Raw genomic sequence first — 14326 nt, 5'->3', positions numbered from 1 at the left:
TAGCCATGTGCTAAGCCGGCACGAAGAGTTCACTGAGTGTTTGACTGTCGCGTGCGCTACGTACTTGTACGGAGGATAGGTTGGAACACATGAAGCTGTTCCGCAACCTATCCTCCGTTTGCGTATGTGCGCTTGCGGTATCCGTAACGTTGCCGTTGGGCCTTATGCCGGTTATGACTCCGGTCAAGGCTCAGGCCGCGCAAACTGTTCAGGCCACACAAGTTGCGTCGGGCGTCACCGAGACCAACCTGCCGGATCCCGACTGGGTATCGTTGCTGTCCGACTACGAGAAGAACTATTGGCAGGCTCCCAAGGACGCCTCCCACGGCGGCAAGGTACTCGACGTGGACACCATGAAGCTGGATCAGGATCTTGCCGTCAAGATCAACCATCAGGGTGCCGCACAAACCGATACCAACGGGTTGAACAGCCAACGCAAGCGTGCCCTGATCGACTCTGACCTGCAAGGCGAGGAGACCATGCCGGACGCCCTTGGCCCGGTGCTCGGCGCGTATATGAAGGAAGGGTTCCAGCAAGGCAAGCTGGGGCTGGTCTCCGACATCTTCACATTCAACGTGGCACCAACATTCCAGACTAAACGTGCGGCCATGCATCCCAGACCGTATCTGGACCGGTCCCGCAGCACATTCAACGGCACCAATGACCTGGCCGGTCTGCCCGCCACGCTTGACATCAAACAGGCCCCTTCCTGGGGAGAGCACATTCCCGGCTACTCCACCCTACAGAAAAACAGCTCCTATCCATCCGGCCACACCACGGCCGCATACTCATGGGGCATCGCGCTGGCTGGTCTTCTGCCTGAACTTGCTCCACAGATCATGGCGCGGGCCTCTGAAGCGGGCAACAATCGCATCGTACTCGGCGTGCATTATCCGCTTGATATCATGGGCGGGCGCATTGGCGCTTCGGCGCAGAATGGACAATACTGGCACAACGAATTCGCCACGTCCATCATCCCTGCCGCCCGTCAGCTGCGCGATTATCTGACCGAACGGTGTGCGGCGGACGGCCACGGTTCCACGCTGGCCGAGTGCATCGCCAACCTCAAAGCCAACGGCACCGGGGGCTACACCAATGACTTCCTCGACCCGGTGGCCACCGAGCCAGTCAAAGACCAGTCTTCCGCCGTACGCGTCTATACAGCCCGTATGACGTACACCTTCCCACAAAATATGTCCCAATCCGGCAAAGAGTTCACGGCACCGAAAGGCGCGGCGGACGTACTGCGTCTCGCCTATCCGCAACTGCACGCCGACCAGCGTAACGCCATCCTTAAGGCCACCGCGCTCGACTCCGGCTATCCATTATGGCAGTCGAGCGAAGGATGGCAGCGCATCAATTGGGCCAAGGCACTGTGCGCCCGTGTGACCCTTAACGAGCAGGGCGATGTGGTCAAGGTGGAGACCGCCGACCAGACGGCGATTAGCGGGCCGGAAGTCGTCAATGCGCAGTACGCCGACAAGGGCGATCATCCGGCTTCCGACGCGCTCGCCGGCGAACATTCCGCGCTTGCCGCTGGCCCCGACCTCGCCACAGTGCATGTGGCTCAGCGATACGCCCTGATCGTGACGGGCGTCGCGACAGCGGCCGCTGTACTCATCGGAGTCGCTGTTTCCGCCGTGCGCCGTCGCCACAAGTAGAGCGGACAGTTCTTTTTTTGGGGGGGCATCGCGCGGTATCGCTATTCGGTGAACTGCAGGGTGGCTGGCACAGTTTCCGTTAAAGGATCGCCATAGTCGCGAGCGGTTTTCGGGTATCTGATCTGTACGCTGATGATGCTGTTCGCCGAGACACATTCCTTGATGTAGTAGATGTCGCCGTCCTTCTCATAACTGACGTATATGGACGGGTCGGCATTGAGCTCGTAGGTGATGTCCACTGCGGCCCGGGCTTTGAGTTCGTCCAGCTCCTCGGCGGCCGAACGGCCGGGATTGGTGGTGGTTCCGGCCAGAATCTCCACTCCCGACCCCTCGAATGTGAATCCCGGGCTCTCATTGGTGCCGCCGACCTCTTGGAAGTTTTCCGGAACGCTAATGGTGAAATTGCGTTTGGCATACGGCTTCAACGTGGAGGAGGGCGGCTCGGAATCGGAGGAGTCAGTGGAATCGCCGTGTGTTTTGGAATCTCCGGAATCGTTCTTCGTCGCGGAGTCTTGGGAATCGGCGGATTGCTTCTTGCGTTTCTTCGACGACGATGACGACGATGACGAATCGTATGAGTCGGAGGAATCGGAATCGGTTGAATTCGAGGAGTCTGACGTATCGCCGTCGGAAGTGCCGGACGAATCGGAGCCGGTGGATTGCGGGTTCGTCGTTTGTGCCGATGATGTCGTGTTGGACTTGCTCGTGAACGTCGTCCACAGTAGCGCGGAGGAAAGCACCAATGTCGCCACGCATAGGACGGCGACGATAGCGACGATGACGGTTGTTTTCCTGCGCGTCGTACGGGGTGCAGGTCCGGCGGCGGACGAAGCCGGAGCGTTAGGAATCGGTGACATGGCCGACGTGCGATATGCAGGTCCGCTGGCGGCGTAATCGCCTAAACCCGGCATTACCGGTATCGGTTGCGTTGGAATGCCGGATTGCTGGGGATACATGGATGGTGCGGGCGGTGCCGGCACGGCCGAAGGCTGCCCGTTCGACGCATTCGTCCCGTATGTGCCGCCCGCGTTGATTGAGGTGAGTAACGGTCCGCCGCATTCGGAACAGAATTGAGTGCCCGGCTCGCAAGGTGTGCCGCAATGAGGACAGTTCATATTCGCTCCTTTGGATTGTTGAGGCATCCCATATTTCGCGCTTGAATCACATAGCCGATACGATTGATCCCGTTTTCTATTCTAAGGGTTTTCCGCAATCCAGCGCCTGTGATCATTCGCAGTGAATGGAGCGGAAGGCGGTACAATCGCTTCCATGGTCAAGGACGACAAGAAAACGCAACGTGATGGCAAAGCCGGCAAATCCGGCGGCAAACCGGGCAAGCAATCAGGCAAACGCATCGACCGTGCGCTCAAACAGGCCGAAGACCGCATCGGCATGATCGAGGAAAGCGAAACCGTGGCCGAACGGCTTGCCAACGCGGCGAAATCCAGCGAACTGCTGAGTGCCGTATGGTCACTGCCGCCGGCGCAACGGCTCATGTTCCATCACGGTATACGGGTACAGGATGTGAGCGGCGATTCCACTCCCGGATTCGACGGCGACAAGTTCGACGGCGAACGGTTCATCGATCTGAGCTCTTCCGAGATCGCCCGCTACCAACGGCTTATGTACGCCAATGGCGTCAAAGGCTCACCGCGCCGGCTGCTGATCGTGCTGCAAGGTATGGATGCCTCCGGCAAGGGCGGTATCGTACGCCACGTATTCCGACAAGGCGATCCGATGGGCATCCACTACCATGGTTTCGGCAAGCCTACGGCCGAGGAGCTGGAACACGGGTTCCTGTGGCGCGTGGAGCGCGAGCTGCCCGACCCTGGATGGATCGCCGTGTTCGACCGTTCTCATTACGAAGATATCGTCATGCCGCACGTGTACGGCACGTACCCCGAGGACGTGTGGCGTGGACGGTACGATCTCATCAATGCTTTCGAACATGATCTTGCCGCCTCGGGCTGTGCCATCATCAAGATTTTTCTCGTGGTCAGCCGTGAGGAGCAGAAGCGCCATTTCCTGAGTCGTCTCGAAGATCCCACCAAATATTGGAAATTCGACGTCTCTGATCTGGATGCGCGTGAACGCTGGGACGATTACCTGAACGCATGGCAGGAGGTATTCGAGAAAACCAGCACAGCCGCAGCCCCGTGGTATCTGGTGCCCGCCGACAACCGCTGGTATTCCCGGGCCGTGGTGTCCGAACTGCTGCGCACCACGCTGAAGAACATGAACATGACCTGGCCGCCTCTGGAAGCCAATGTGGACCCGGCCGAAGCCCGTCGTCGCCTCGCCGGCGCGTAGACGCGCGGGGAAAACCGCGCCATGGAAGAGCGTGGAGGTCGTGGAGGTATGGGGAAGATATGCGGACCGCTAGTAAGCTAGGGAATCATGACTGACGAGAAGGATTATGGCTCTTTAGGGCGGCTCGCCCCCGAATGGGACGGCAACGAACGTGAACGCAACCTTACGGCCGACGACATTTACGAACGTTTCTTTGATTGGGTGGCGGACGTCAAAGGCGTTGAGCCGTGGCCGCATCAGGAGGAGGCCATCATGGACCTTCTCGCCGGTGACCACGTGATCCTCAACACACCCACCGGCTCCGGCAAATCGCTGGTGGCGCTCGGCATGCATTTCGCCGCATTGTGCACCGGCCGTCGTTCCTATTACACGGCCCCCATCAAGGCGCTCGTCTCCGAGAAGTTCTTCGATCTGGTGGAAGTGTTTGGCCGCGACAACGTAGGTATGATCACCGGCGACAGCCATATCAATGCCGATGCGCCGATTATCTGCTGTACGGCTGAAATCCTCGCCAACCAAGCTTTGCGTGAAGGCGTCCATGCGGATGTGGGGCTTGTGGCTATGGATGAATTCCACTACTACGGTGACCCGGAGCGAGGCTGGGCTTGGCAGGTGCCGCTGCTGACTTTGCCGCAGACCCAATTCCTCCTGATGAGTGCCACGCTGGGCAACGTGGACGCCATCGCCAACAAGCTCGCCGACCTCAACGACACTCCGGATGTGGATGTGATCGCCGACGCGCCCCGACCGGTGCCGCTGAGCTACGAGTACACGCTCGACCCGCTGGAGAAAACCGTGGAACTGGCCTTCCGCAACGGTGAAACTCCTATTTACGTGGTCCATTTCTCGCAGGACGCCGCGTTGGAGACCGCTCAGGCGCTCGCCTCCACCGGTGTCTCGAACAAAGAGCAGCGCACGGCCATCGCCGAGGCCATCAAAGGTGTGAAGTTCACCACCGCGTTCGGCAAGATTCTGCAACGGCTTCTGCGTACGGGAGTCGGCATCCACCATGCCGGCATGCTCCCGCGCTACCGCAGACTCGTCGAACAACTTGCCCAGCAAGGCCTGCTGCCGGTGATCTGCGGCACGGACACGCTCGGCGTGGGCATCAACGTGCCGATTCACTCGGTGGTGCTCACCGCCTTGACCAAATTCGACGGCACCAAAATGCGCAGACTCAGGGCACGCGAATTCCATCAGATCGCCGGGCGTGCGGGGCGTATGGGCTTCGACACTGAAGGTCTGGTGATCGCCGAAGCTCCCGAATACGAGATCGAGAACGCCAAAGCCGTGGCCAAGGCCGGGGGAGATCCGAAGAAACTCAAGAAGGTCAAGCGCAAGAAGGCGCCTGAAGGTTTCGTAACCTGGAACCAATCCACGTTCGACAAGCTTATCGACGCCGCCCCGGAAACGCTGGTCCCGCATCTGAAGATCACGCATTCGATGGTGCTGAACGAAGTCGAGCAAGGTGGCGACGCTCGGGCGCGCGTTGACGACCTTATCGACGACTCCGCGCAAAGCCCCGAGCAGAAGGATCATTTGCACCAGCGCGCCGACGAGATCTTCCAGACCTTGTTCGATACGGAGGTCATCGAAACCGAGGACCGCGCCGATGGCGGCAAGAACTACTACATGACGCTCGATATGCCGGACGACTTCGCCCTCGACCAGCCGCTCAGCCCATTCCTGCTGGCGGCGCTCGAACTGCTCGACCCCGAATCGCCTACTTATGCGCTTGACGTGATCTCCATGGCTGAAGCCACATTGGAAGACCCCAAGCAGGTGTTGCGCGCACAGGAACGTCAGGCACGAGACAAGGCGCTCGCCGATATGAAGGCGGACGGTCTCGACTACGACGAACGCATGGACAAGCTTCAGGAGATCACCTACCCCAAGCCTCTGGAGGGCATGCTCACCGCTGCGTTCGATCAGTATCGTCATGACGTGCCATGGGCCAACGACTACTTCCTAAGCCCCAAATCCGTGGTGCGCGACATGGTGGAGACCGCCTCCGACTTCACCGGTTACATCGCCCGATACAACATCGCCCGCTCCGAAGGCACACTGTTGCGTTATCTGTCGGATGCCTACCGCACGCTGGCCCGCACCGTACCGCCCGAGAAACGCGACGAGCAGCTGGAAGACATCATCGCCTGGCTGCGTGTGCTGGTGCGTTCCATCGACTCCTCGCTGGTGGACGAGTGGGAGAACGCCGGGGCCGATTCATCCAGCGCGTCCGAGGCGGCTGCCTCGCTTGCCGCGCCGGGTCGTCGCGACGAAGTGGTCGAGGACCGCCGAGGACTCACCGTGCTGGTTCGCAACGCCCTGTTCCGCCGTGTGCAGCTCATGGATTTGGATGATCCCGACACGTTGGGCGCGCTCGACAAGGATTGGGGCTATGGCGTACGCGAGTGGGAGGATGCGCTCGACGACTATTACGACGAGCACGAGTATGTGGGCATCGGCGCGGACGCCCGTTCGCCCAAGCTGTTCATGCTGGACGATGCCCATGAACGTGACGAGCATACGTGGAAGGTCCGCCAGATCATCGATGACTCCGATGGCGATCATGATTGGGCCATCGAAGGTGTGGTTGATCTGGACGTCACGCAGGAAAGTGGCGAGGTGGTGTTCTACGACTACAAGGTCGGCAATTAAGCCGTTAGTGCATCGAACGGATGTTCGACCGATGTCGTACAGTGATGAACATGACTGAGAATGATCTGTTTGGGGCCACGGATGCGCCGGAAGGCGTGACCCGTCCGCTTGCCGTACGCATGCGTCCGCGCACGTTGGATGAGGTGATCGGTCAGCAGCATGTCCTCGGTGAGGGCAGCCCCCTGCGTCGGTTGGCCAATCCGGCCAGTCGGGGGAGCCTGACGGCCCCAAGTTCGGTGATTCTCTTCGGCCCTCCCGGGGTGGGCAAAACGACGCTCGCCACCATCGTGGCCGGCCAGTCCGGCCGCGTGTTCGAGGAGTTGTCCGCGGTGACTTCCGGCGTCAAGGACGTGCGCGATGTGTTGAGTCGCGCCCATGAACGGTTAGTGGCTTCGGGCAAGGAAACGGTACTGTTCATTGACGAGGTGCATCGGTTCTCGAAATCCCAGCAGGATGCGCTGCTGCCCGCCGTGGAGAACCGCGATGTCACCTTCATCGGAGCCACGACCGAAAATCCCAGCTTCTCCGTTATCAAACCGTTGCTGTCCCGATCGGTGGTCGTCAAGCTCGAATCCCTTGAGCCGGACGAATTGACGGAATTGGTCACTCGGGCGATAGCAGATGAACGCGGACTGAAGAACGAGGTCAAGGCCACCGATGAAGCCATTGCGGATATCGTGCGCATGGCCGGGGGGGACGCACGCAAATCGTTGACGATACTGGAAGCCGCAGCCGGCGCGGTCACCGGTGACGCGGCCCGCAAAAAAGGCGCGCGCCGCCCGATCATCACGCCCGAAGTCGTCTCCAAGGTGATGGATACCGCCACGGTGCGATACGACAAGGATGGTGACGACCATTACGATGTGATCTCCGCATTCATCAAATCGATGCGTGGGTCCGATCCGGATGCCGCCATCCACTATCTAGCTCGCATGCTTAAGGCCGGTGAGGATCCGCGGTTCATCGCCCGGCGCATCATGATCGCCGCGGCCGAAGAGGTGGGACTGGCGGCTCCTCAGATACTGCAGGTCACGGTGGCGGCCGCACAGGCTGTGGCATTGATCGGCATGCCCGAGGCGCGCATCATTTTGGCGGAAGCCACCATCGCCGTGGCGACGGCACCCAAATCGAATGCCAGCTACAACGCCATCAATCAAGCGTTGGCGGATGTGGACGCCGGGCATATCGGCGCGGTGCCGCTGTACTTGAGGAACGCGCCCACCAAACTGATGAAAGAGTGGGGCAATCACGAAGGCTACCGGTATGCGCACGACTGGCCGGGAGCCGTGGCTCCTCAGGAATACCTGCCCGAAGAGCTGCGTGGCACGGAATACTATCATCCCAACGATCGCGGCTATGAGCATGAGGTGCGTCAGCGTCTGGCCAAGATCCGCCCCATTCTACATGGCGACAGTCAAGTGGGAGGCCAAAGGGAAACCCATGCGGGAAACCTTCAAGGTCAGCAGGGACAGCTTCCGAAGCCGGGAGGGGAGTAGTATAACGGATTGGTAACAGGAACGTAGGTGAGAGCGCTCACAACGTTCCATGATGAAGAAACAGCGGTGTTCGCTCACCGGTGGTATACGCGAGCGGACGGATATTCGATGAAGGGCGGGCAATGGCGACCATTTTCATTGTGGACGACGATCAGGCAATCGGCGAGATGCTGTCTTTGGTGCTGGAAAACGAGGGATTCCGAACCGTGACCTGCATGGATGGTTTGCGGGCCGTGGAAATGTTCCCGACCGTCCAGCCGGATCTGATTCTTCTCGACGTCATGCTTCCAGGGCTTGACGGCACTGAAGTGGCCCGGCGAATCCGCGAAACCTCGAACGTGCCGATCATCATGCTTACCGCCAAGTCGGACACGCTTGACGTGGTGGCCGGTCTTGAGGCTGGAGCCGACGATTATGTACCCAAGCCGTTCAAAGTGGCTGAACTCCTGGCGCGCATCCGTGCCCGGTTCCGCATCGCACGCCCTGTGGCGGCAGACGGTGAGGAGAGCGGCGGCGGCAATGCGAATGCGGCGCGCGGTGAGACAAATCATCTGGAACGCGGTGCCATTGTGATCGATAGGCTGGAGCACACCGCCACCAAGCATGGCAAGGATTTGAACCTGACACCGATGGAATTCGAGCTGCTGTTCGTGCTGGCTGCTGCGGCCGGCGAAGCCATCAGCCGCTCCACGCTGCTCAAAAAGGTGTGGGGGTATGAGAACTCCGGCGATACCCGTCTGGTCAATGTGCATGTGCAGCGTCTGCGCGCCAAGGTGGAGGATGATCCGGAGAATCCGCAGATCGTGCAGACGGTGCGTGGCATCGGCTACAAGTTCGTAACGCCTGAAGTCTGATGTGATGGACGCCGTCAAGCCGCCTCGCCGTTTCAGCTTTCGTCGCCTGCTGCGCCATGGACGCGCTGAAGTGCGTCGGTCCTTGCAGGCACGCACGGTGTCGATGACCGTGATCGTGACCTTGGCCGTGGCCATCGTATTCTCCATGGTCTCGATGGTGTCCGTGCGCTCCTCGGTGCTCACGCAGATCACCTCGCAGTCGCGTTCCGACTACTCGAATATGGTGCAGCAGGCGCAGACCAGCTTGGACGCGGCGGACGTGGCCACTACCGTCCAGATCCAACAGCTGGTCAACGATCTGGCTTCGGCGATGCAATCGGACGGCTCCTCGAACCTGGTGGGCGTATACCTGTGGAGCCGGGATTCCAGCTCGGCCCGTTCGATCATTCCGGTGTCGACCGAACCGAGCTATGAGCCGTTGATTTCCGACGACATGCGTTCCGCCGTGGCCTCCGATGTGGACGACAACGTGTTCTACCAGCCTATAGAGCTGCCGATCGAATCATCGATATCGGTCAACGGCAACGGTACGCCCGGTGCCGTGCTTGGTACTACGCTCGAATTCGGTGTGGCCGGCAATCTGGAATTCTTCGCCATCTATTCGTACACGTTGCAGCAGCGTTCGCTGATGCAGATTCAGCTTACGTTGTTGTTGGTCGGTGTGCTACTGAGCGTCGCCATCGGAGTGGTGATGTGGCTGACGATCCGTGGCATCGTACGACCGGTGGAGTATGTGGCGACCGCTGCCGAAACCTTGGCCGGCGGCGATCTGGACACGCGTGTGAGCGTGAACCGTAATGACGAGATCGGTGTGCTCCAACGCTCGTTCAATGCGATGGCCGATTCACTCAATCAGAAAATCAACGAGCTTGAACAGGCGACTGTGGCCCAGAAACGCTTCGTGTCGGACGTGAGTCATGAGCTGCGCACACCGGTGACCACCATGCGTATGGCCTCTGATCTGCTGGAGATGAAGAAAGACGAGTTCGATCCAGCCGCCCAACGCACCGTGGAACTGTTGTCCGGCCAGATCAGTCGCTTCCAGGATCTGCTCGCCGATCTGTTGGAGATCTCTCGCTACGATGCCGGATATGCCGCGCTGGACTTGGTGGAAACCGACGTCAGGGAGTCGATACAGACCGCTGCCGAACAGGTGTCCGGCGTAGCTGCGGCGCGATCAGTGCCGATCCATGTCGATCTGCCGAACGTGCAGGTATTGGCTCGGATTGATTCTCGCCGCGTGATTCGCATCGTACGTAATCTGCTGGCCAATGCCGTGGATTTCGCCGATAGTAGGCCGGTGGAAGTTCGTCTGGCGGTCAATCGAAAGGCTGTGGTCATCAGTGTGCGGGATTACGGCGCGGGCATGGACGCGGAGCAGACGCCGCATGTCTTCGACCGTTTTTGGCGGGGTGATCCCTCCCGTTCGCGTATGACCGGTGGTACGGGTCTGGGATTATCCATTGCGATGACCGACGCGCTGCTGCACCATGGCACTATTCGCGTCCGATCCGTGAAAGGCTCGGGTACATGGTTCCTGGTGATGCTGCCGCGCGACCCCGACAAGGGGGAGATATTGGATGCCGAGCTGCCGATGAACTTCGCTTCGGAGCGTAGCGATCAGATGGGTGTGATCGGTGGATTTGGCGTGGCTTCCAGCAACGTGGTGGCTGAGCGTGAGGAATCGCATGACACGATGATGGGACGGCCGCTATGAGAGGGAATAGACGCAATACGCGCATCTGGCGTCTGGCTGTCGCCGCTTTGACCGCCATGTCCTGCTGTATCGGTCTTGCGGCCTGTGCCAGTCCATTGGGGTTGCCGGTTTCTGGTCTGGTACAGACGCTCGCCCCTGACGAGCAGGAGGCGCAACGTGTCTATACGAACCCGGAAGGTCCCGCGCAGGATGCTCAGCCGGAGGGAATCGTCCAGGGATTCTATGATGCCATGCCCGCCGGCGTACAGTCCGACGGATATCGTGTGGCCCAGCAATTCCTCACCTCGTCTGCGGCTGGTGGTTGGAATGGTGACGCCTCGGCTGTCATATACACCGGCACGCCTGACTTTCGCCGTCGCGCCAACACGATGAGCGCTCCACAAGGGGCTGAAAGCTCGTTGATCGTCGAAGTGAGTCTGCAAGTGGTCGGCACACTCGATGCGCATGGTGTATATACGCCTGACGACTCTGCGAAAACCAGTAAGATCGACTATACGTTGATCAAAACCAAAGGTCAGTGGCGCATCTCCTCGTTGGAAAACGGTGTGGTGGTCTCCTCAGCTGATTTTGAACAGATCTTCCGTCAGGTGTCCGTCTATCAGGTGAGTTCCTCCGGCAGCCAGTTGGTGCCGGACGTGCGTTGGCTCAGCTGGCGAAATTGGCGTGCGCGTGCGGTCGGCGAAGTGCTGTCCCGCGCTTCCGACTGGTTAGCGGGGGCGGTTGAACAGCAGGATATGCACGGTGTGGCAATCACTGCGGATAGTGTGCCGATACATAATGGCACGGCTGTCGTGACACTGAACCAAGCGATGGGTTCATTGCCGAATGAAGTGCGCGCCATGCTCGTGCATCGTATTCGCTTGACCTTGGGAGACGGCAATACACAATATTCGCTGAAAATCACCGGCGATGGCGTGGACTACTCGGACGCCGACGAGAATGTGCGGCTTGACGTCAATGTGCCCAAAGTGAATGTGTATACGTTGACAGGCGGTCATGTGGTCTCGCTCGCCAGCTCCAGCCCGTTGCGCGTGGGAGAGGCGTACGGTTTCGACGATGCCGAAGGCTTGGCGTTCTCCGCGTCCGTGGGCGGTGCGGTATTGCGCGGCGATGACGTGGTCGAATGCCTGACCAAGGACGGAGCGTCATGCGGGGAGATGTTCGATGGTACACCTATGCGTTCGATCACAGCGGGTTTTAGCGGCGAAGTCTGGGCGGTGAGCGCGGATGGCCGCAATCTGTATGTGCGGCAAGGCAGTAAGGAAACTGAACTGTCGATGCCGTGGCTGGCTTCGGACAGCTCGGTGACGGCCGTCACTGTTTCACCGGAAGGCTCGCGTCTGGCCGTGGCCGTATCCGGGGAGACGATGAGCGGCGTAGTGGTCACTGGTGTCGTTCGCAATGATGCCGACACGGTCACCGGACTGGCCAGAACGGCCGCTACCGTAAGTGTGGCGAAGAACGTGTCGCTGCTGACCTTCTACGACGACCTGAGTCTGGTGTATATCGCAGTGCCGCAGAACGCCAACGGTCAACAGGAAGGGTATCGGCAGACCGCTCCCGGGCCCGCGAAAACGCAATGTTTGCCGGATGACCGCGTCGTGGCCTTGGCGGCCGGGCAGATCAGCCAGTATCGCCGACTTGCGGTGCTTGATGATCTGGGCATCGTACGCTCTGTGTCCGGCTCGTTGGATGGTTCGTGGTCCATCGCCGACAGTCAGGTCACCGCGTTGGGCGCACAGTAGCTGCGTGGCGTGCGCTCGGCGGCATGACAAGCGCGAAACACGATAAGGCGGGCGGCTTCAATGTACAAGAAAACGGCCTGCAGGAGCGATGCCGTGCTGGGTATCGCTCCTACAGACCGTTTTCGCCTATACACCTGTAGCTGCAGCTGTAGGTGCGTATGACTGATGCGATTGCGATCAGATGCCGCCGTATTCCTTCTTGAACAATTCGGCCGGCACTTCGGAGTTCATCGGCACCTCGTAGATGAGGTACTCCATGTTGAACGGGATATTGAACAGGTGGCGGGTCACGCCATACTCCTCCTTGGTGCCCAGGAAGTTGAAGTTGTCGGGGCAGTCGGGCTCCCACTTGGCCAGCAGCTTGGCTGCCTCGCCGATGTTGGCTGCCACGCCGGCCAGCGACTTGACGCCCTCCACCTGCTTGATGATCAGAAATACGGTATCCATAGCTCACCTTTCTTGTACATTCCTGCACATGGTCGTTGTTCGGTGGTGTGTTATCTATACACGGCAGCTCTGCCGCTCGGTACCCGGACGGTGAATGCCTCCGTGCAGCCACTCACTATTATGGCGTGCATATGCGATGCAAAACGGCGGTTTGATGCGGTTTTGAAGGACTGTTATCAAACTGTTATGGACCCGTTACCAAACTGTTATCGCTCACGATTGAACATCGAGAACGTTCACACCATACTAGAGATTGTCGATGGAAAACATCAAAGAAGCTCCATCAATGTGGATGAACGATCATCCAGAGGAAAACTGCTCGAGGAGGAGTATTCATGAAGAATTGGAAGAAGGCCATTGCACTCGTTGCTTCCGCCGCCGCGCTTGTGAGCGTCGCCGCCTGCGGTTCCAGCAATTCTGGCAGTAGCGATTCTGGCAAGAAGGTCGTCGGCTTTGTGGCCGTCGGTCCTGAGGGCGGCTTCCGTACCGCCAACGAGGACGACATCAAGGCCGCGTTCAAGGATGCCGGCTTCGAACTGCAGTATTCGCCGACCCAGAACAACGATCAGCAGAAGCAGATTCAGGCTTTCAACAAGTTCGTCAACGATGAGGTGGACGCCATCATCCTGTCCTCCACCGAGGACTCCGGTTGGGACGACTCCCTGAAGAAGGCCGCCGAGGCCGAGATTCCGGTCTTCACCGTGGATCGTAACGTTGAAGTCAAGGACGCCGAGGCCAAGAAGGCCATCGTCTCCCACATCGGCCCGTCCAACGAGTGGGCCGGTGAGCAGGCAGCCGAGTTCGTGAACAAGAACTTCCCGGACGGCGCCAACGGCTTCATCCTGGAAGGCCCCGCCGGCCTGTCCGTGGTGAAGGACCGTGGCACCGGCTGGTCCAACAAGGTCGCCTCCAACATCAAGGTGCTCGAGTCCCAGTCCGCCAACTGGTCCACTGATGAGGCCAAGACCGTGACCGCCGGCCTGCTCGACAAGTACAAGTCCGAGAACCCGCAGTTCATCTTCGCCCAGAACGATGAGATGGGCCTCGGTGCCGCTCAGGCTGTGGACGCCGCCGGTCTCAAGGGCAAGGTCAAGATCATCACCATCGACGGTACCAAGAACGCCCTGCAGGCTCTGGTTGACGGCGACCTCTCCTACGTGATCGAGTACAACCCGATCTTCGGTAAGGAGACCGCCCAGGCCGTCAAGGACTACCTCGATGGCAAGACCGTCGAGAAGGACATCCAGATCGAGTCCAAGACCTTCGACGCCGCCAGTGCCAAGGAAGCTCTGGACAACGGCTCCCGCGCTTACTGATCCGCCACTGAAGGCCATCAGCAACACAACTGATAACTGAACCAAACACATATTGATGGTGTGAGAGGAACCGCTTCCTCCACACCATCATTCATGTCTGGCTCAAATATCACAAAACGATA

General features: G+C 59.5%; 10 protein-coding genes. 8 read left to right on the top strand and 2 right to left on the bottom strand.

Annotation, left to right across the window (positions count from 1 at the left end):
- Positions 1-89 precede the first annotated feature (89 nt).
- The gene (locus CUU80_RS04060; protein WP_100496092.1) at positions 90-1661 is read left to right on the top strand and encodes an acid phosphatase; all 1572 of its coding nucleotides are present in this window, start codon (positions 90-92) and stop codon (positions 1659-1661) included.
- Positions 1662-1702: 41 nt separating this feature from the next.
- On the opposite strand, the gene CUU80_RS04055 is transcribed toward CUU80_RS04060, so the two are convergent.
- On the bottom strand, positions 1703-2776 hold the full coding sequence (locus CUU80_RS04055; RefSeq protein WP_133119391.1) for a zinc ribbon domain-containing protein: 1074 nt from the start codon (positions 2774-2776) through the stop codon (positions 1703-1705).
- A gap of 154 nt (positions 2777-2930) precedes the next feature.
- Here CUU80_RS04055 and CUU80_RS04050 point away from each other — a divergent pair, with 154 nt between their 5' ends.
- The 6 genes from CUU80_RS04050 to CUU80_RS04025 all read left to right on the top strand — a co-directional run bounded on the left by CUU80_RS04050 (position 2931) and on the right by CUU80_RS04025 (position 12441).
- Complete coding sequence (locus CUU80_RS04050; protein ID WP_100496090.1) at positions 2931-3971, top strand: PPK2 family polyphosphate kinase; 1041 nt, start codon at positions 2931-2933, stop codon at positions 3969-3971.
- An 87-nt stretch (positions 3972-4058) separates the two neighbouring features.
- Positions 4059-6629 carry a DEAD/DEAH box helicase gene (locus CUU80_RS04045; protein WP_100496089.1) on the top strand — a complete coding sequence of 857 codons (2571 nt, stop codon included), beginning with the start codon at positions 4059-4061 and terminating at the stop codon, positions 6627-6629.
- Positions 6630-6679: 50 nt separating this feature from the next.
- Positions 6680-8125: a replication-associated recombination protein A gene (locus CUU80_RS04040; protein WP_165775825.1), complete on the top strand. Its 1446-nt coding sequence runs from the start codon at positions 6680-6682 to the stop codon at positions 8123-8125.
- Positions 8126-8247: 122 nt separating this feature from the next.
- The gene (gene mtrA, locus CUU80_RS04035; RefSeq protein ID WP_100496088.1) at positions 8248-8979 is read left to right on the top strand and encodes an MtrAB system response regulator MtrA; all 732 of its coding nucleotides are present in this window, start codon (positions 8248-8250) and stop codon (positions 8977-8979) included.
- Positions 8980-8983: 4 nt separating this feature from the next.
- Positions 8984-10696, top strand: coding sequence for an MtrAB system histidine kinase MtrB (gene mtrB / locus CUU80_RS04030; RefSeq protein ID WP_100496382.1), 1713 nt, complete (start codon positions 8984-8986; stop codon positions 10694-10696).
- Complete coding sequence (locus CUU80_RS04025; RefSeq protein WP_100496087.1) at positions 10693-12441, top strand: LpqB family beta-propeller domain-containing protein; 1749 nt, start codon at positions 10693-10695, stop codon at positions 12439-12441. Before mtrB ends, CUU80_RS04025 begins: the two co-directional genes overlap by 4 nt.
- 177 nt (positions 12442-12618) lie before the next feature.
- On the opposite strand, the gene CUU80_RS04020 is transcribed toward CUU80_RS04025, so the two are convergent.
- A complete protein-coding gene (locus tag CUU80_RS04020; RefSeq protein WP_100496086.1) occupies positions 12619-12888 on the bottom strand; it encodes a hypothetical protein in 270 nt (89 codons plus the stop codon).
- Positions 12889-13223: 335 nt separating this feature from the next.
- Between CUU80_RS04020 and fruE the strand changes: the two genes are divergently transcribed.
- Complete coding sequence (gene fruE / locus CUU80_RS04015; protein ID WP_100496085.1) at positions 13224-14204, top strand: fructose ABC transporter substrate-binding protein FruE; 981 nt, start codon at positions 13224-13226, stop codon at positions 14202-14204.
- Positions 14205-14326: the final 122 nt, after the last annotated feature.

Origin of the sequence: Bifidobacterium scaligerum (assembly GCF_002802865.1) — a bacterium.
Lineage (GTDB): Bacteria > Actinomycetota > Actinomycetes > Actinomycetales > Bifidobacteriaceae > Bifidobacterium > Bifidobacterium scaligerum.
Note: the sequence above shows the minus strand (reverse complement) of the source record. Positions and strands in the feature narration are given on the sequence as shown.

Coding starts and splice junctions, on each gene's coding strand:
- mtrA (WP_100496088.1), top strand. CDS start 8,248: ATGGCGACCATTTTCATTGTGGACGACGATCAGGCAATCGGCGAGATG.
- CUU80_RS04045 (WP_100496089.1), top strand. CDS start 4,059: ATGACTGACGAGAAGGATTATGGCTCTTTAGGGCGGCTCGCCCCCGAA.
- CUU80_RS04020 (WP_100496086.1), bottom strand. CDS start 12,888: ATGGATACCGTATTTCTGATCATCAAGCAGGTGGAGGGCGTCAAGTCG.
- mtrB (WP_100496382.1), top strand. CDS start 8,984: ATGGACGCCGTCAAGCCGCCTCGCCGTTTCAGCTTTCGTCGCCTGCTG.
- CUU80_RS04025 (WP_100496087.1), top strand. CDS start 10,693: ATGAGAGGGAATAGACGCAATACGCGCATCTGGCGTCTGGCTGTCGCC.
- CUU80_RS04050 (WP_100496090.1), top strand. CDS start 2,931: ATGGTCAAGGACGACAAGAAAACGCAACGTGATGGCAAAGCCGGCAAA.
- fruE (WP_100496085.1), top strand. CDS start 13,224: ATGAAGAATTGGAAGAAGGCCATTGCACTCGTTGCTTCCGCCGCCGCG.
- CUU80_RS04060 (WP_100496092.1), top strand. CDS start 90: ATGAAGCTGTTCCGCAACCTATCCTCCGTTTGCGTATGTGCGCTTGCG.
- CUU80_RS04040 (WP_165775825.1), top strand. CDS start 6,680: ATGACTGAGAATGATCTGTTTGGGGCCACGGATGCGCCGGAAGGCGTG.
- CUU80_RS04055 (WP_133119391.1), bottom strand. CDS start 2,776: ATGAACTGTCCTCATTGCGGCACACCTTGCGAGCCGGGCACTCAATTC.